Here is a 16,251-nt window from a genome sequence, read left to right as displayed (position 1 = left end):
GAGCGATCCGCCCACGACATCATGGTCAGTATCGAACTCGGCCACGAGCTCCCGCTCCCGGCCACCCAGGAGCAGACCACCCCGGTCGCCGACGTCGCCGAGCTGTCGTCCGCCGTCGACCCGGCGGTGCTGCCGGCGCAGCGGGACGCCGAGCCCGAGCCGCTGCCGCACCCGCTGCCCTGGCAGCGCCAGCACGGCCGGCTCAGCGACGCCGAGCTGGCCAAGGCCTACGCCGCAGCCCAGAAGACCATCGGCACTGGGCAGGCCAAGGCCACCTCCGCCACGACGCAGGCCGACGCCATTGATGCCGGACTCGGCCCGGCGTCCGTTGCCCTGGCCGAGCGCCGGGCCGAACTGGCCCGCCAGGCCGGGGCGATCGAGCGGGCCCGCCTGACCGGCAAGGCCTACCGCGAGGCCGCCGGCCGCTTCGATGGGCTCCAGGCCGAATGGCGCGACGCTCACCGCCGCAAGCGCGAGGCCACCGGCAAGATCAGTGACCGCAAGGACCGCCGGGCCGCCGAGGCCGACATCGTCCGCCTGGACGCGCTGATTGAGCAGGCCGCCCCGATGAAAGCCGCCGCCCAGAACGAGTACTTCCGTGCCCAGGCCCTGCTGCCGCACGGCGGAACCGAGGCGAACGAGCGCATCACCGCCGAACACCGCCACCACATGGACAACGCCGCAGCCATGACCGCCGCGGCCGCAGCCGCCGACGCCGAGCGTGCCGGACAGCTGCGCCGGGAGGCCGCCCAGGCCGCCGCCGCCGTGGCCGCCGCCGAACGCAACGCCGCCGGCCTGCGCACCGAGGCGCAAACCCGAGCGTCGATGCCCGCCGGCTACCGGGCGCTGGAGGACGGCGTCCGGCCGATCGCCGAGCCCAGTCGGTTCGTCGAGCGGGCACTGATTGCCGCGCTGCGCGAAGCCGATCGGCTCCCCGACGGCTACCGGGCGGCGACCGACCGCCCCTACGGCCGCCACAGTCCGGACGGAATCGCCGAGGGCAGAGAGCAGTTGGAGACCGCCGGAGCACAGGCCGCCGCCACCCTGGCGGCCAACCAGGCCGCCTCCGAGGCCCGACGATCGGCAGCCGAGCAGGGCCAAGGCCCGGCGACGGCCGGGCTGCGCGCCGAGCACGAGCGGCTGCGGGCCGAAGCCGCACGGGACGCGGCCTGCGACCCGATCCGCGAACGGCTGGCCGACGCCGAATCCCGAGCCGCAGCAGCCCAACAAGCCCAGGACGAGATCGCCCCCGAACTGGCCAAGCCCGCCTGGCAGCTGCGCGCGCAGCTGAAGAACCCGGCGGCGCTGAAGGCACGGGCCCAGGAGTTCGGCAGGCTCGCCGACGCCGCCGACGCCGACGCCGAGACCGCCCGCCAGCAACTGCGCGCGGCCTACGGCGGCCACGAACCGCCGGAGGAAGGCGAAGGCCGCCAGGCACTGAAACGCTTCGAGGGAAACCTTCCCGTGCGGGCCGAGGCGGCACTGGAGACCGACCTGGCCGACGCGCTGCGCCGCGACTCCCTGACGGCCCACTCCACCATGCAGGCCCGCAAGGCCATCGCGGCGGCCGGTACCGGGCTGGAGCAGATCGAGCAGGAGACGGCGCTGCGCGAACAGCTCCCGCCGGCCGCCGTCGACCTGGAGGGCTACGTCCGCACCGAGGCCGGCCGCCGCGCCGCCGCTGAGGCCGCCGAACAGTCCAGCCGCCGGGCCCAGGCCGCCGCAGCCCGCACCGCCGGGCGGGGCCGCAGCCCTTCACCCGGGCACGGCTACTCCCCCACGCGCTCGATCACCCGCGACCCCGGAGGTCCCCACCTCGGCCGGTAGCCCCGGGAGCACGGTGTAAGCCCCGCCGACGCGGCCGGACGCCCGAGAACACATCGCGCTGAGCAGGAACAGCGCGAACACCACGGCGGCGCTGCAGGCGTCGCCGGCGCGAACCGCACGCCCGCCGACCTGCGGCAGCCCGAGAAGATCAGCGGGTATTACCCGCCGCAGAACGCCAAGGGCGCACAGGCGCGCGTTTGTGCGCACGAGGGGATAGCGGCCGGTCGAGGGTCGGGCCGGGCACCGGACCACGCCTAAGGCTCGTTCGTGAAACTGGTTGCACAGCTGGCAAATGCTCGCTACCTTGAAACCAGTTGCAGACATCAGAGTTCTGCGAAACCAGGGGAGGGCCCCATGGCCACCGCGCCGACCGCACCGCCGCTCACCGTCCAACACCTCACCGACCAGGACGCGCGCAACCTGCTGCCCGACAACGGCGACTGGTCCCGCAACGGGATCATGTACGTCGTCGTCGACGTCGCCGGCCGCACCGTGTACCCGTACGTCCCGCAGACGCACGACGACCACGGGCCCGGCCAGCACATCAGCTTCGGCGAGGACAGCTATCTGTACGCTCCGCCGGTCATGCGGTTCGTGCTCAACGTGAGCCACCACCCGCAGCTGGCCGCCGACACCACCGCCCTCAACGGGCTCCTGGACGAGGTCGCCTCCGCCGTCGCCGAGATGATCGAGGGCATGGTCCAGGGCCCCGGCGGGGTCCCGGACTGGTCGGTCCGCTCACGGCAGATCGCCGAGGAGCTGGACCACCGCATCAACCGCCGCCCCTACCGGGGCACCGAGCACGATTTCCCGCACAAGCCGAGCATGGTCATCGACGCCGAGGAGCTGTTCGCGACCTATCCCCAGTTGGTCAAGGCGGAGTGGGCCGAGATGGACACCGAGGAGCTGGACCGGCAGGCCAAGCACACCCTGCTGACCGCCGAACGCCTCGGCGGTGAGGACCAGCGGCTGCACGTCGTGGGCGTCCGCGCCTGGATGTACGGCTATCGCGACCAGAACGACACCGGACGGCGGGCGATGGACGCCGCAGCCTGGCCGGGGATCGTCGCGCACCGCGTCACCGTGCGCGACGACTCCACCTTCGCCGAGCTGGAGCGGGCCGCCCAGGCGGCCACCGCGGCGGCCGACACCGAGGGCGTGCGGCTGGTCGGCGCCGTCAAGTTCATGCGCAACGTGCGCGAGCAGTGCCGCATCGACGTCCGCGCCCAGCTCAAGGGCGAAGGCGAGCGCATCGCAGAGCTCGAAGCGCAGCTCAAGCCAGCCAAGGTCCGTCGCCGGGCCCTGGTCGCTCGCGTCCTGAGCTGGGGCCTGGAGTCCGACACCGACACCACGCTCGGCCGCGAGGCGGCGATGTCCCACACCGCCGTCGGCGGCATCCGCACCAGCCTGAACGCCGACAACGACGACAACGAATAGGCCGGCCTCGGCGGCGGCCGGAGCCACCTCAATTGGCCCCGGCCGCCGCCACCGATCACACCACGACCGGAAGACCCAGTGCCCCGGCGCGTCACGCGCCCGGGGCACTGCCCGTGTGACTCGACGTCCGACCCGGGCGCGTCCGGCGTATCAGGCCACTGCGCCGCCGCCGGGCCGTTGAGTGAACAGGCAACCGTTCCCGCGCCCTGTTCCCGCGGATAGCGTGGAACCGAAGCCTTGAGCAGATGGGGGGAAGCGCCGTGAGCGAGGACAACGTCTCGGGCGAAATGATGGCGGAGGTCGCCGGCCTGCCGGACATCTTCGAGGTACAGCAGGCCCGAGCGGTCCGCGACCTCCTACGCGCCGGCCGCTACGAGGAGGCCTCCCGCGTAGGGGAACACCTCCTCGCAGAGGCGGCCACCACCCCGGAGGAAGAGGCCACTTTCCGGCGAACGCTCCTCCTGTCGACCATGCTCGCCGAGTCGATCAGCATCAGCGGCGAAGGCGACAAGCAGCGCGGCGACGAGATCATGACGATGATCACGGCCATGGCCACCCGGGAGGAGATCAAGCAGCTGCTCTGCGCGCTGTTCCTCCAGATCGGCCAGCACCAGGGATGGCTGCCGACCGAGCACTACGACATGGTGACCGACCACATCGGCGCCGGATCCCCGGACCTCCAGAACCTGACGGCCGGCATCACCCGAGGCAAGCCCTCCTGATCCGCTGGCGCTGAGGCGGCGGCGGGCACCAGGTCCGTCGCTGACGGCCCCTGCTGCGCAGCTCTTGCGTCCTGCGCCTCACTCGACACCTAGCCGGTGTGCACAGACGCCCGTCTGTGCGCGTGTGGCGGGCTGCCGTTCGGCTGGCGTGTTGGGCGTGTCGCCGAACCAGGGGGCGCCCGGAGCGGGCCAGCCTCTACGGTCTGAGTCAGGGAGCTCCGGCTCCCGGCGACAGTAAGCGCCGCGCGATCCGCGTGCGGAGCCGAAACAGACCCACAGGAAGCGAGGCGGCGATGGCCGCTACCCGGAAGCAGAACGTCCAGGCCGCTGCGGGCCTCGTGCCCGCGCCCCGGCGGCGGCGCACGATCGTCCTGGCGATGATCCACGGCAAGGGCGGCGTCGGCAAGACGATGATCGCCGTCCACCTGGCGGCGGTCCTGGCCCACATGATCGACCCCGGACACACCCGGCCGCACCGCGTCGCGGTGGTGTCCTTCGACCCGCAGTTGTCCGCTGGCGAGTGGGCGGCCTCGGCCGGCCGCAGGGGCCTGCGTCTGCGGTTCGACTACTACCCGCTGCACAACGATCCCGAGGGGATCGAGGAGCTGATCGAGTCCGGGCAGTACGACTACATCCTGATCGACACCGGCGGCTGGCTCGACAACAACGAGGGGATAGACGTCGCGATGCGGCACGCCGACCGGGTCCTGATGCCGGTCACCCCGGACTACCTGGTGCTGCCCCCGACCGTGAAGACCGTCCGCGAGGTCATCGTGCCCTCCGGCCTGCCGTGCTCGGTCATTCCGAACCTCTGGGACACCCGCAACGGCACCCGGAAGATCGACAACTTGAAGGGGTGGATCGACCGGCAGGGCTGGCCCCGGCCGCAGCGGGCGATCCGCCGTTACGACGACCTGTCGGATTCCCCCGAGCGCGGCCTGACCGTGCCGGACTTCGAGGCCCCGCACATAAGGCTTCAGACGATGCTCGACTTCTCCTCCCTGGCCCACGCGGTGTGCCCCGAGGCCCAGGACGCCCTGCGGCCGATCGTGGCCATGCTGGAGGAGCAGGAAGAGCAGGCGGAGATCGCGAAGATGGCGGCGAAGGCACGATGACGAAGAACAGCTTCGGCGACTACGACGCCGACACCCAGCAGGCCGACCGCGACGAGCAGCTCAAGGCGCCGGCGCACACCGCGCCGCTGCGGAAGTTCGCGCTGAACCCGTTCAACCGGGTCCTGCCGCCCGGGGACGTCCGGGACATGGCCGCCTCGCTCCGGCGCTGGGGCCAGGTGCAGCCGATCCGCGTCGTCACCCGGGGCGCGTTCGAGAAGCGCTTCCGAGGCCGGGACTACAAGCCGTTCAAGACCTCGGTCGACTTCGTGGTCATCATCGGCAACAAGCGGCTCGCCGGCGCCGACCTGACCAAGCTGGACAAGCTCGAATACGTCGTGGACAACGCGCTGGTCACCGACGGCCGGCACCCGGCGGAGATGATCCTGGAGGAGAACAGGCGGCGCACCGACCTGACGTGCATGGACGAGGCCCGCCAGGTCGTGGAGCTGCTGCCGCTGCACGGCGACAACCTCACGCGCCTGGCCGAGCACCTCGGCCCCGGCTACGGCCGCTCCTGGGTGTCCACCCGCAAGGCGCTGCACGACAAGCTCCCGCAGATCGCAAAGGACGCCGTCGACCTGAGGCTGATCGAGTTCACCCAGGCCCGCAGCCTGATCACGCTCGCCCTCCCGGAACAGCTCGCGCAGCTGGCCGAGTGGGGCGTCGACGTCGGCGGCCAAAAGCCGGAGGGGACCGTTACGGCGGAAACGCTTGTCGTCACTCCGACGAGAAGCGTTACGCGCGTAACGGCTCCCCGCGCCCCTTCCGAGGCGTTCATGGTCCAGAAGGTGCGGGCGTTCGCGGGCAAGCACGGTCCGGCGACGGCCGGCCGGGTGCTGCGCGAGCAGCTCGACGACGACCAGGCCGTCCAGGCCGTCGAGGCGATGGTCGAAGGCCTGAACCCGGCCGCGTTCGAGCGGCTGCTGGACTCCCTGGCCCAGAGGCACGCCGCGACGCGCGCGAGCGTCCCCGGCCAGGGAACCGCGCCGTGAGGGGCTAGCCGTTGCAGCACGAAGCGCCTGCCGGAGGAGACCCGGCAGGCGCTTCGTCGTGTTCGGAACCCTCGTGGTCGGCGCAGCGCGTCACCCGTGGGACTCGGCGGCCATCAGACGGGATCGCCGGCGTCGCCGGCCGCGTCGGCGTTGGAAGCCAGGATCATCGCCAGATCGCGCAGTCCTGCGATGCCCGACCACTCCTTGTGCATCGCGGGATTCAGCCCGTCAGCCTTGGCCTGGGTCCAGACCCGGTCGGCGTGGGAGTACAGGGCCCAGCGCGCGCGGGACTGCCGGGCAAGCTCCTCGGCGCTGAGCGCGGCCAGAGCTGCGACGTCCTTGGGCTCGATCGCCTCGATCACCCCGGTCATGGCGAACTGCGCCCATCCGGGCCTGGCCGCGCCGATCCCCTCCGACCGCGTGGCGTCGTCCGGGCTCTGCACGACCGTCAGCCGCCGGCCGGACGTCGCCGCCGGGGCGGCCGGGCTGTCCGAGGCGGGCTCGACGCCGGCGGACAACTGCGGGCTGCGGCCGTCGAAGATGATCGCGGGGCGGCGCCGCCAGGCCCCACGGAATGCCAGGACGGACAGCAGCGACCAGCCGATCACCACGACCGCGGCGGCCAGGGCCCGGCCGCCAGACGGGCTGCCGGAGTAGGCCATCGCCGCGGTGGCCGCGCCGTACAGGACCCAGCCGATCCGGGCGCCCCATGAGGAGGCGAACGCCAGCACCAGCAGCGCCACCCCGGCGACCGCCCAGCCCTCGTACAGCGTCTGGGCCGAGGCCGGCAGGTTCGCGGCGTGGACGACCAGGTAGTCCTTGACCGGGTCGACGACCACGGCCGCCAGGCCGCCGTGCGACCGGTTGCCGACCATCCCGGAGCCTCGGCCGCTGCCGATGAGGTGGCCGACCGACCGCAGCGTCATGGCGATCAGCCCGAACAGGCCGGACACCACCACCGCGACGAGCCCGAGCGCGCCGGCGGCCACGCCGAGCACCGCGGCGGTAACCCACCACGGCCCGGCGTCGATCGTCGGACCGGTCTCGACCCCGGTGGCCCGGCCCAGGGCCTCCAGGGCCCGCCGCGAGGCGGCGATGGTGCGGCTCCAGAACCGGAACCAGACGTCGACGTACATGGGATCCCCCTTCGGAAAATCGTGATCGCTTTAGATGGCCGTGACACCCGTTACGCCCGTGACACCCCGCGAGGAAGGGCCGTTTTCGGCTCTCGGAGCCCGGAAACGGGCCTCGCGTGACGGGGGCGTCACGGGCGTAACGGGGGCCTGTAACGGCCGGACGTTCCAGCTCAGAGGCTGTGACACCCCTGTCACACCGAGGCGTGACAGGGGTGACACCCGTGACGGGCCCGGGTTACGTCTGCGGCGTGTACGGCGGCAGCTTCCAGTCCCGGACCTCAGGCGGCGGGACCAGCTCGCCGGACAGGATTCGGGCCACCGCCTCCTCGACGGCGGCCCGCTTGTACCCGCGCTTCTGGGACCCGCCGATCCGCAGCGGGTTGGGGTGCGCGCTGATGCCGGCCGCCGACATCAGCCGGTTCGTGTTCTCCACGGTGGTGTTGAGCCGGATCGCCAGCAGCTCGGTGTGGATCCCGTCCTCGCCGCGCAGGATGGACAGCACCTTGGTCAGTAGCGCCGGAACGGCCGGCGTCGCCGACGCTGGTGCTGACGACTCCGACGGGGGAGTCGGGGCGGTGGCCGGGCTTGGCCGGGGCGGGGCGGGGGTGCGGGGGCCGGCGTTGCGCTGCGACTCGTCGATGGTGCCGAACTGTTCCTCGATCTCGCGCATGAGCTCGGCGGCCTGGTCGGCCAGCAGGCCCTCGGCGGCGGCCCGCGTCGAGCTCAGGTTCAGTCCCGGCGTCACCGGCATGGGTGCCGGCGCGGCCGGCGCGGCTCCGGCGTTCCACAGCCAGCCGGCGCGGTCGGTGCTCCACCGCTGCGCGTAGACCTCACCGACTGCGACCGACGAAGCCTCGTCCAGCCATGGCCGGCGGTGGTTGGTGGCCAGGCTGACCCGCCTGGCCAGCGACGGAGCGGTGCGCCACCCCTTGAACGGCCCCGGGGCGAATCCTTCGGAGCCGTAGGATCCGATGACGCCCGAGCCCTTGGCCGTCAGCTGCGAGGTGTCGATCCGCACCCCCGGGAACAGCTTGGACAGGTTGTTGCCGCTGGACTCGCCCGAGGTCAGGGCAACACCCAGCGGGGAGAACTTCCTCACCGACGTGTCGCCCAGCGCCGAGACGTTCCCGTCGACGGCGGTCAGGACCAGCCGCTCGCCCATGGCCCGGGTCATGCGCATCAGCTTGAGCACGGCTTCCTTGAGCTCCCGCAGCTCGGGATCCCGGTGGTTGACCGACAGCAGCTCCGCGCCCTCGTCGATCAGCACCTGGATCTGCGGGATCCGCGAGGAGACCGGCAGCAGCGTGGTGTCGTTCTCGTGCATCAGGTCCGCATACGCGTGCTGACGTGCGACGTTAATGACCAATGCGGCCTTGACCAGCAGCAGCGCCTCCTTTGGGGTGGAAGCCAGCCAGTCGATGCCAGGGCGGGTGTCGGCCGGCGGCCGGTCGTCGCCGGTGCGGGGCTGCTTGTAGCCGCGGGCCTCCAGCCACGGACGCACCCACGGGATGCCGATCGCCCCGCCCTTGAGGTCGATGACCCAGGTCAGGACATCGGTGCAGCGGGAGAACCCCGCCAGTACGACGTCGCAGAACGTGCTCTTGCCGGATCCGGGCGGGCCCAGGATCAGGGCGCAGGCCTCCCGCAGGAACACCAGGATCGGGTCCTGGTTGGTCCACATCCCCCACGGCAGCCCAGTCAGGATCGATAGCGGGGAGAAGTCCTCCGGGTAGTCCACGGTCTCGGTCATCAGGTTCACGGTGGGGACGTCCAGGAGCACCCGGCCCTGCCGCACCCCCTCGATGACGTTGATGGCGCAGCCCAGCGGCAGCCGGGCGTCCGAGGCCAGCGCGCGGGAGACGTTCCTGATCCGGTCCCAGGTCGCCGCCGCCGGGAGCTCGGCCTCCAGGGTGTAGCCGCTGCCGTTGTCCCAGTCCTCCACCGCGATGATGCGGACCTGGACGCCGGCGACCGCCTTGATCCGGGCCTCCCACTCGGCGGCCACCGAGCGGCGCCCGGCGCCCTCGCGCCACTGCTCGGCGGCCTCGCGCTCGGTCTCGACCGCCTCTTCGTGCAGCTCCGCCTCGGTCACGCCGGCGCCGATCCCGACGCCGAGCGCGAGCAGCGAGCCGACCGCGGCCCAGGACAGCGGGCCGTAGCCGATCGCCCACCAGGTCCAGCCGCCGGCGGCCAGCCAGCAGCCGGTGCGGATCCCGATGCTGCGCCCAGTCAGGTTCTTGGCCAGGCTGCGGACGATTCCGTGCCCCAGGCCACCGGCCGCGCACACCGCCGCCGGCACCCAGCCGGGCATGTGCGAGGCGTCCGCCAGCAGCGCGGCGGCGTAGGCCCCCGACGTAGCCGACAGCGCCCCGGTGATGGGCCCGTGCGGGGCGGCCCAGTCCAGCGGCGGGATCAGCGGAGGCTTCGGCGGCACTTTGGTCCTCGTCGTCTTCGTGGTGGTGGTCGTCATGTCATCTCCTCACGCGGAACGGCGCGGGGCGGACCCGGCCAGGGTCCGCCCCGCGGTGGTCGGCTAGTTGTTGGTGGTGTCCCACATCGGCTCGCCCGGACGCGGGTCGGTGTGGCGGGCGATGTCAGCCTCGTGCTCGGCCCGGAACACCAGCCCGACCTGCTCGGAGGCGGTCACGATGGTCTGGAGCAGGTTGTGGACCTCGTTCAGCGCTTCGCCGACCGGCGGGTGCAGCGGGAACTCGGTGTCGCAGCGCTCGGCCAGCATCCGCACGGCCGCGCCGATCGAGGTCATCGCGGGCGTGAAGGACTCCAGCGTGGCCAGGACCTCCATCGCGCCGGACGGCGAGTAGTTCGCTGCCGCCGCCTCCATCTCGGAGGCGGCCTGGTCGAAGAGGAAGGTGTCGGACATGGTGTCTCCCGTGGTCGAAGTGGTCTGAGGCGCGGCGGCCCCGGTGTTCTTGGGCGGGCGTTCGGCCGTGGCGGCCGGGGTGATGACGGTCTGCTCGGCGTCGGTGTCTGCGGCGTCCCGCTGCGCGCGGATTGCGGCGTCGCGCCGCTCGCGGGCGGCCCTGGCCGAGGCGGTCAGGCGCCGGTGCAGACGGCGGCCGGGCTGGCCTCCGAACACCCCGAACAGCGCCCCCACCAGCCCTGCGGCGACCGCGCCGAAGGTGCGGCGGATCCCGTAGCGGGCTGCGGACCTCCGCAGCCGGCGCCGGGCCGGACGGCGGTGGGGGGTGTTGCGGATGCCGGCCTGGCGGTCGCGCAGCTGCCCCGCCCTGCGGGCGTCCCGGGCGGCCCGGGACCGCTGGATCGAGACCGGGTGGCGCCGCAGCAGCCCGGAGCTGCTACGGCGACGGGCGTTCCTGGCCGCCCGGCTGCGAGCCGCCGAGCTGGGGCGCGACCCCACCCCGCCACGACCCGAAGGGGTGCGGTGCGGGGTGCGCCCAGCGCGCTTGGCAGCGACCCGGGCACTCCTGGCCGCCCGCCGGGCGTCGGCGACGCGGCGCCGGTTGGAGGTGTCCCGCATCCGCCCTTCGGCCCGCGTCGCGGTGGCCGCTGCCCGCTGCCGGCGTGCGGCCCGGACCTGGGAGGCCCGGCGGCCGGAGGACGTGGACGCCGCAGACCGGCGCACCCCGCCGGGACGCGCCGCCCCAGAGGCTCCGGAGGACCGGGTCGCGGCACCGGATCGGTTCGCAGCGTTGCGAGCTGCGGGTTTCCGGCCGGGCCGAACCAGTGCGACGCCGACGGCGGCCAGGCCGACGCCGGCGGCGACCGCCAAGCCGACGCCGCCGCCGACGATCGATGTCGCCGATACCGCCGCGACGGTGCTGTTGCCCGCCAGGACTGCCAGCGGCCCGGCGGGCAGGCCGCCGGGCGTGGACCCGGACACCGGTCCGTCAGGTTGTGCAGGGCGCTGCGAGGGCCGCTCCGGGACCGAGACGGGAGACTCGGACTCGGAGGAGGGCTCAGGAGCCGTAGACTCCTGCGACTCTTGCTCGGCGTCCTCAGGACGCTGAGCAGTCAATTGGTTGGGTGTCGTGGGATCCGACATGATTTGGCTACCTCCGAGTCATTTTCGGGGGGAGCGGGACCCGGCCTCGCCCGTCAAAGTTCGGCCGGGTCCCGCGCTTGCGGGGGGTGGATCTTCGGTTGTTAGCTCAGTGTGCTGGTAAACAGCCGATTGCGTAACCGACTTGTCAGATCGCCCTACCGGACGCCGTCGGCCTCCAGGAGCTCGGCCAAGCCCTCGATCGGACCCTCGAAGGTGTCGGTCAGCGGGTCCGCCGGCGGGTCGGCGACCAGCCGGGCCCCCTCCAGCAGTCGCTGTGCCCGCTTCGTGCTGACGCGCAGGCTGTCCTTCACCTGACGCACCGGCACTGAGCCGTCCCGGTTCCGGCGGATCTCGTCCCGCTCGACCATGCCGAGCAGCCGCGCGATCAGAGCCGTGTCCGAGCGGTCGCCCGTGTCCACCGTCTCGTCCGTGTCCGTGTCCATCACCGGTGCGGACACGTCCTGCCGTGTCTGCGTGTCCGCGTCCTGTGCCGTCCAGTCCGTGTCCGCCACGCGGGTGGACACGGAGGCGGACACGGGGGCGGACACGGGGGCGGACACGGGGGCGGCGAACTCCGGGGACACGGCGACACGGTCGGCCGTGTCCGTCTGGGCGTGTCCGGCCGAGGGGCGGACACGGATGTCGGCGCCCGTGTCCGCGAGCGTGGCGGACACGGTGGGGCGGGTCGTCCCGGCCGCCGCGAGCGCGGCGGAGTAGCCGGCGCCGGTGTCGGCGGCCGGACGGGAGTAGGCCGCCGTTCCCGCCTCCTCCAGAGGGGCGGACACGGCCTGACGTGCCGACTCGTCCGAGGCCGACGGGGTGTGGCGGGGGTGCGGGAGCAGTCCGGCCAGCGTGTCGCCCGCCGTGTCCTGCCCCGTGTGTCCGTTCGCGAGGTGAACGCGCTGCACCGTGTCGGCCGTCTCGGCGGTGTCCCGTGCGGAACGCATCCACTCCGGCAGGATCACCGGGACGGACACGGCGGGCGTGTCCACGACAGCCGTGTCCATCGGAGTGGACACGGCGACCGTGTCCACGACCGGACCGGACACGGCAGGCGTGTCCGTGTCCGCGACGGCCGTGTCCACCGTGTCCACCGTGTCCACCGCGCTGACCGTGTCCACTGTGGCCGTGTCCACGACCGGGGCGGACACGGCGGCCGTGTCCGTGTCCGTGCCGTCGATCGCGACGGCGGACACGGCGGCCGGGCGGTTCATGTCCCAGGGGGCGATGCGGCCCTTGGTCGTCAGGCCGTCGGCCGCGCCGAGCGCCCCGAGGTAGGCCAGCAGCGCGTCCTGGATCTTCGTGTCGGTCCCGAGGGAGGCGTGGGTGATCGCCCTGGCCATGGCGGTCTCGACCCGGCGCTTGGCCCGGCGGGAGAACCGCGGTCGGCGGTCCACCTTGCGGACGGCCTTGGCGAGCTTGGCGATCCGGCGGTGCGCGTCGGCCTCGGCGACCGTCTTCAGCGACGGATCGGCCAGCCGGAGCCAGACCAGGACCCGCTCCGGGGTGATGCGCCACTGGATCGAGGTCGCCAGGCCCCGCTCCAGGCGGGCGCGGTGCCGCACGACGTGCGCGGTGATCTCCACGGCCAGGACCCACAGACACGGCAGGACACCGTGGCCCAGAACCGCGAACGCGCTCTTGGCGTCGGCGACGTTGAGGTAGATCGTGGCGGCGGTCAGCGTCCAGGGGACGAACCGCAGCCAGGCCTTCCGCATGTTGAGGCGGGCCAGGATGATGTCCGTCGCGGAGAACGCGCCGATGCCGATGTCGACGCCGACCGGCAGCGACCAGGCCCACCAGCCGAACGAGGGCCTGGCGGCGATGTCGACGTTGTGGAAGGAGTTGGCCAGGCCCAGCAGGCCGAGCACGCCGACCAGGACCGCCACCACGACGATGGCCTTGCGCTCGCCTTCGGTGAGCGGCTTGTAGGGCTCCTTGTCCGGGGGCTGGGGGGCCGTGGCCGGCGCGAGGGGCGCGCCGGCCACGGAGTTGATGCCGTTCACAGTGCGGGCTCCATCTCGGGCTCGTCCTCGAGGCCCTGGAGGAGCTCCAGGCGAGGCAGCGGGTCGGGGGTCGGGTCGGGGAGGCGGACGACGGTGATGGTGACGGGCTGCGGCTGACCGTCAGCGCCATCCCACCAGGCTTCCACTCCGGTCTGCGCCGCCACGGTCTGTGCGGCCCCGGTCGTGGTCTCGGTCGTGGTCTCGGTCGTGGTCTCGGCGCTGGTCTGCGCGCGGGCAGTGTTGTCCGAGCGGTCCAGACGCACCACCTCGCATGCCGCGTAGCCCAGGCAGGCCATCGGCAGGACTGCGTACGGCCAGCCGTGCTGTCCGGTGATCGAGGCCCAAGCCGGGCCGACCATGGCGACGGTACCGATCCCCAGGGACACCCGGACGCGAATTCCGAGGCGGCGCTCCTGCTGGATCGTCAGAGTGCTGCGCGTCATCAGAACAACCGCCCTTCGGGCTGGACGAGCTCGGGAACCGGTGCGGTGCAGGTCTGGGCCTTGTTGTCGCGGTAGGTGGCGCACGGGCGGCACAGCACGACCAGGGCCGTGGCCGGGTCGCACGCCGTCGACGCCGACAGGGTCGGGTCGGCCGGGACGACGAGCAGCTGGCCGGCCGCGCCGCAGTGGTCGGAGTACAGGTGCCGGCGGCTGCACCGGCCGGTATCCGGCTGGACGTGGCCGCACTGGTGGTCGGCCGCCTGCAGAGCGGCGTCGCAGCGTTCCTGCAGGCTGGTCATCGGTACCCCAGCCCGTGGCACTCGTCGCAGATCTCCGGCGCCCCGGACATCGAGGAGCCGTTCGCCAGCCACACCGTCGGGACGTAGCCGCCGTGCCCCTTGCACCGCTCGCAACGCGAACGCGCCGGCGCGACCACGACGAACAGCATCGCGTTCTGCGCCGACCCGGCCGGGGTGGACGCGACGACGGCGGGGGCGGTCATGCCGCCACCGCCTGGGACTCGCGGTGGATCTCGCGGATGATCCGGCAGCTGGTGGACTGCGAGCACCCGGCCAGCAGGGCCAGGGCCCGGCTGGACAGGCACGAGCCGTCCGCGGTGAACATCCCCAGGTAGAGAGCCTTGACGGCCTCGTGGTCGACCCGCGGCTTCCGGCCCGTCTTCTTGGGCCGTGCCGAGATCGAAGCGGCCTGCTTCGCGGCCCGGTCCTGCGACCCGGCGACGGCCGGGAGCGGGAACGGGCAGCAGTCGCAGTCGCAGCCGACGGCGTGGCCGCACTCCAGGCAGGAGGCGACAGAGGTTTGGGCGTGAACCGCCAGCTTGCGCAGCGGCTCGTCGGACAGGTCGAGGTGCAGCTCAGCACGCTGCGCCATGGCGAGGTCGAGCCCGGACGGTGCGCGACGACCGGCGGCGGAGGGCCGCCGGTCGCTGACGCGCGCAGGGACATGCGAAAGGATGGACATGGTCGAGCTACCTCCGGCGTTCACGGAAGTGGTCCGGCAAGGCGGCGTCGGGGAGGTCAGAGCCCCCGGCGCCGCCGTCGTCTCCGGGTGGAAACGGCCGGTGGTTCAGCGTTCTGACTCAGCATGCGCCAATCATCTAGATGAGTCAAGCATGTAGATGTATGGTTCTCTCATGGCGAAGATCCCGATCTACCAGCAGATCGCAGCAGAGCTGCAAGCTGCAATCGAGGACGGGACGTACCTGCCCGGCGCCCAGCTCATGACGATCACAGAGCTCGCCGAAGCGCACGACGTCAACGCCCTAACCGCGCGAGAAGCCTATAAATGGCTTGAAGACGAGGGGTACGTTGTCCTGCTCAAACGGCACGGAACGATCGTGCGAGACCGCACGAGGATCCGGGTTTCCCTAAGTCGCTACAGCAGCGTCATGGCCCCGGGCGGAACGAAGGGCCCCTGGGAAACCGCGACGGCCGCGCTGGGTATGGACGGCCGGATGGTCATGGTCGACGTCGGGACGGTCACGGCCGATCCCGAGACCGCGACGACACTCGGCCTCGAACCCAGTACCCAGGTTCACCGCCGGCGTCGACGAGCGATGATCGGCGACGAGCTGCATCACTTGCAGTCCGCCTGGTATCCGCTGGACGTTTCCAACCGCGCAGGCCTGACCAGCACTCAGACCATCATTGGCGGCATCTATGGCGCGATGACCGGGGCTGGCTGGCCCCCGGTCGAGCTGGATGAGACCGTCAGCGCACGTATGCCTACCCAGCCCGAGGCCGACGCGCTGAGGATCGGCAAGCGCGTGCCCGTGCTCCTGGTCGACCGTGTAACCCGGGACGCCACCGGCCGTGCGATAGAGCGGCTGCACGTCATGGGCCCGGCCGACCGAATCGAGCTGGTATACGAACATCTCCCGCTGATTCGAGGAGGATCCTGATGACCACTCCCGCCCGCGACCTGGCCGAGCAAACGCTGACGGCGGCACAGAACACGCTGGCAGCGGTCGCCGCCGAGGCGGTCCGTGCCGAGCACGTGGCCGAGCTACTTGCCCAAACCGGCCTCACCTACGGCGATCTCGGCGACGGAACCCACTACGTGGCCAACGACGGCGAGCACCTGGGCGATGTCCGTCGCCAGGCAGAAGGGACATCACCCCTGCTCAACTGGTACGCCTATCCCGTGGACAGCAGCGAACCGAGCGGTCCGTATCTGACTGCCCGGATAGCCGCCACCGCGCTGCTCCGCCGCCGTGCCCAGGCCGAAGAAGAGTCGCCGGCTGCGACGTAACGGCGTACCAGGCCGGTGAAAAAGTTCGAACCCTTTCCGCGCGCCGACTCGACGTAGAGGACGCGGAAAGGGCAAGGTCTGGAACCAGAAACGACAACGGCCGCCCGAAGGCGGCCGATGCAGTGATCCGCTTGCGAGTTCGCGAAAACTCGGGACGGATCTAGTTCAAAGCAAGACCCAATGCCAGTGGGGACTTGCCAGCAGCACGGTCAGGAAAGCTTCGTGGACGCCAATCCGTTCCTGATCTGACGCTGGTGCGTCCCTCGTCTTCACGAAGG

At 72.0% G+C, this 16,251-nt stretch carries 15 protein-coding genes; 7 read left to right on the top strand and 8 right to left on the bottom strand.

Features of this window, described 5'->3' with window-relative positions; all coding sequences use genetic code 11:
- The 5 genes from ABD481_RS42505 to ABD481_RS42485 all read left to right on the top strand — a co-directional run.
- Positions 1 to 1,827, top strand: a 1,827-nt coding sequence (locus ABD481_RS42505) for a hypothetical protein (protein ID WP_344671600.1), incomplete at its 5' end; no start/stop codon positions are given.
- Between the two features lie 354 nt (positions 1,828 to 2,181).
- Positions 2,182 to 3,264 carry a hypothetical protein gene (locus ABD481_RS42500; protein ID WP_344671599.1) on the top strand — a complete coding sequence of 361 codons (1,083 nt, stop codon included), beginning with the start codon at positions 2,182 to 2,184 and terminating at the stop codon, positions 3,262 to 3,264.
- A 260-nt stretch (positions 3,265 to 3,524) separates the two neighbouring features.
- The gene (locus tag ABD481_RS42495) at positions 3,525 to 3,986 is read left to right on the top strand and encodes a hypothetical protein (RefSeq protein ID WP_344671598.1); all 462 of its coding nucleotides are present in this window, start codon (positions 3,525 to 3,527) and stop codon (positions 3,984 to 3,986) included.
- A gap of 293 nt (positions 3,987 to 4,279) precedes the next feature.
- On the top strand, positions 4,280 to 5,101 hold the full coding sequence (locus ABD481_RS42490; protein ID WP_344671597.1) for a ParA family protein: 822 nt from the start codon (positions 4,280 to 4,282) through the stop codon (positions 5,099 to 5,101).
- Positions 5,098 to 6,093, top strand: coding sequence for a ParB/RepB/Spo0J family partition protein (locus tag ABD481_RS42485; protein WP_344671596.1), 996 nt, complete (start codon positions 5,098 to 5,100; stop codon positions 6,091 to 6,093). Before ABD481_RS42490 ends, ABD481_RS42485 begins: the two co-directional genes overlap by 4 nt.
- A 113-nt stretch (positions 6,094 to 6,206) precedes the next feature.
- Here ABD481_RS42485 and ABD481_RS42480 read toward each other — a convergent pair whose 3' ends face one another.
- The 8 genes from ABD481_RS42480 to ABD481_RS42445 all read right to left on the bottom strand — a co-directional run bounded on the left by ABD481_RS42480 (position 6,207) and on the right by ABD481_RS42445 (position 14,683).
- Complete coding sequence (locus ABD481_RS42480) at positions 6,207 to 7,229, bottom strand: hypothetical protein (RefSeq protein WP_344671595.1); 1,023 nt, start codon at positions 7,227 to 7,229, stop codon at positions 6,207 to 6,209.
- Between the two features lie 235 nt (positions 7,230 to 7,464).
- The gene (locus ABD481_RS42475) at positions 7,465 to 9,699 is read right to left on the bottom strand and encodes a P-loop NTPase family protein (protein WP_344671594.1); all 2,235 of its coding nucleotides are present in this window, start codon (positions 9,697 to 9,699) and stop codon (positions 7,465 to 7,467) included.
- 63 nt (positions 9,700 to 9,762) lie between these two features.
- Complete coding sequence (locus tag ABD481_RS42470) at positions 9,763 to 11,091, bottom strand: hypothetical protein (protein ID WP_344671593.1); 1,329 nt, start codon at positions 11,089 to 11,091, stop codon at positions 9,763 to 9,765.
- Positions 11,092 to 11,408: 317 nt separating this feature from the next.
- Positions 11,409 to 13,259: a DUF2637 domain-containing protein gene (locus ABD481_RS42465; RefSeq protein ID WP_344671592.1), complete on the bottom strand. Its 1,851-nt coding sequence runs from the start codon at positions 13,257 to 13,259 to the stop codon at positions 11,409 to 11,411.
- Positions 13,256 to 13,702, bottom strand: a complete 447-nt coding sequence (locus ABD481_RS42460; RefSeq protein WP_344671591.1) for a hypothetical protein — start codon at positions 13,700 to 13,702, stop codon at positions 13,256 to 13,258. Before ABD481_RS42460 ends, ABD481_RS42465 begins: the two co-directional genes overlap by 4 nt.
- Entirely contained in the window at positions 13,702 to 14,001 is a 300-nt protein-coding gene (locus ABD481_RS42455) for a hypothetical protein (protein WP_344671590.1), read from the bottom strand. The genes ABD481_RS42460 and ABD481_RS42455 overlap by 1 nt, the downstream gene beginning before the upstream one ends.
- Positions 13,998 to 14,204, bottom strand: a complete 207-nt coding sequence (locus ABD481_RS42450; protein WP_344671589.1) for a hypothetical protein — start codon at positions 14,202 to 14,204, stop codon at positions 13,998 to 14,000. The genes ABD481_RS42455 and ABD481_RS42450 overlap by 4 nt, the downstream gene beginning before the upstream one ends.
- Positions 14,201 to 14,683, bottom strand: a complete 483-nt coding sequence (locus ABD481_RS42445; protein ID WP_344671588.1) for a hypothetical protein — start codon at positions 14,681 to 14,683, stop codon at positions 14,201 to 14,203. The genes ABD481_RS42450 and ABD481_RS42445 overlap by 4 nt, the downstream gene beginning before the upstream one ends.
- A 172-nt stretch (positions 14,684 to 14,855) precedes the next feature.
- On the opposite strand from ABD481_RS42445, the gene ABD481_RS42440 reads away from it, so the two are divergent.
- Positions 14,856 to 15,623 carry a GntR family transcriptional regulator gene (locus ABD481_RS42440; protein WP_344671587.1) on the top strand — a complete coding sequence of 256 codons (768 nt, stop codon included), beginning with the start codon at positions 14,856 to 14,858 and terminating at the stop codon, positions 15,621 to 15,623.
- Positions 15,623 to 15,973 carry a hypothetical protein gene (locus ABD481_RS42435; RefSeq protein ID WP_344671586.1) on the top strand — a complete coding sequence of 117 codons (351 nt, stop codon included), beginning with the start codon at positions 15,623 to 15,625 and terminating at the stop codon, positions 15,971 to 15,973. Before ABD481_RS42440 ends, ABD481_RS42435 begins: the two co-directional genes overlap by 1 nt.
- The last annotated feature ends 278 nt before the right edge of the window (positions 15,974 to 16,251 follow it).

It is taken from the genome of Catenulispora yoronensis, from assembly GCF_039531695.1.
GTDB classification, from domain to species: Bacteria; Actinomycetota; Actinomycetes; order Streptomycetales; family Catenulisporaceae; genus Catenulispora; species Catenulispora yoronensis.
This window is presented reverse-complemented; position numbering and strand designations above follow the sequence as displayed.

Excerpts from the sequence above, each read along its gene's own strand:
- ABD481_RS42500 (WP_344671599.1), top strand. The coding sequence starts at position 2,182 with ATGGCCACCGCGCCGACCGCACCGCCGCTCACCGTCCAACACCTCACC.
- ABD481_RS42490 (WP_344671597.1), top strand. The coding sequence starts at position 4,280 with ATGGCCGCTACCCGGAAGCAGAACGTCCAGGCCGCTGCGGGCCTCGTG.
- ABD481_RS42485 (WP_344671596.1), top strand. The coding sequence starts at position 5,098 with ATGACGAAGAACAGCTTCGGCGACTACGACGCCGACACCCAGCAGGCC.
- ABD481_RS42480 (WP_344671595.1), bottom strand. The coding sequence starts at position 7,229 with ATGTACGTCGACGTCTGGTTCCGGTTCTGGAGCCGCACCATCGCCGCC.
- ABD481_RS42475 (WP_344671594.1), bottom strand. The coding sequence starts at position 9,699 with ATGACGACCACCACCACGAAGACGACGAGGACCAAAGTGCCGCCGAAG.
- ABD481_RS42460 (WP_344671591.1), bottom strand. The coding sequence starts at position 13,702 with ATGACGCGCAGCACTCTGACGATCCAGCAGGAGCGCCGCCTCGGAATT.
- ABD481_RS42455 (WP_344671590.1), bottom strand. The coding sequence starts at position 14,001 with ATGACCAGCCTGCAGGAACGCTGCGACGCCGCTCTGCAGGCGGCCGAC.
- ABD481_RS42450 (WP_344671589.1), bottom strand. The coding sequence starts at position 14,204 with ATGACCGCCCCCGCCGTCGTCGCGTCCACCCCGGCCGGGTCGGCGCAG.
- ABD481_RS42445 (WP_344671588.1), bottom strand. The coding sequence starts at position 14,683 with ATGTCCATCCTTTCGCATGTCCCTGCGCGCGTCAGCGACCGGCGGCCC.
- ABD481_RS42440 (WP_344671587.1), top strand. The coding sequence starts at position 14,856 with ATGGCGAAGATCCCGATCTACCAGCAGATCGCAGCAGAGCTGCAAGCT.
- ABD481_RS42435 (WP_344671586.1), top strand. The coding sequence starts at position 15,623 with ATGACCACTCCCGCCCGCGACCTGGCCGAGCAAACGCTGACGGCGGCA.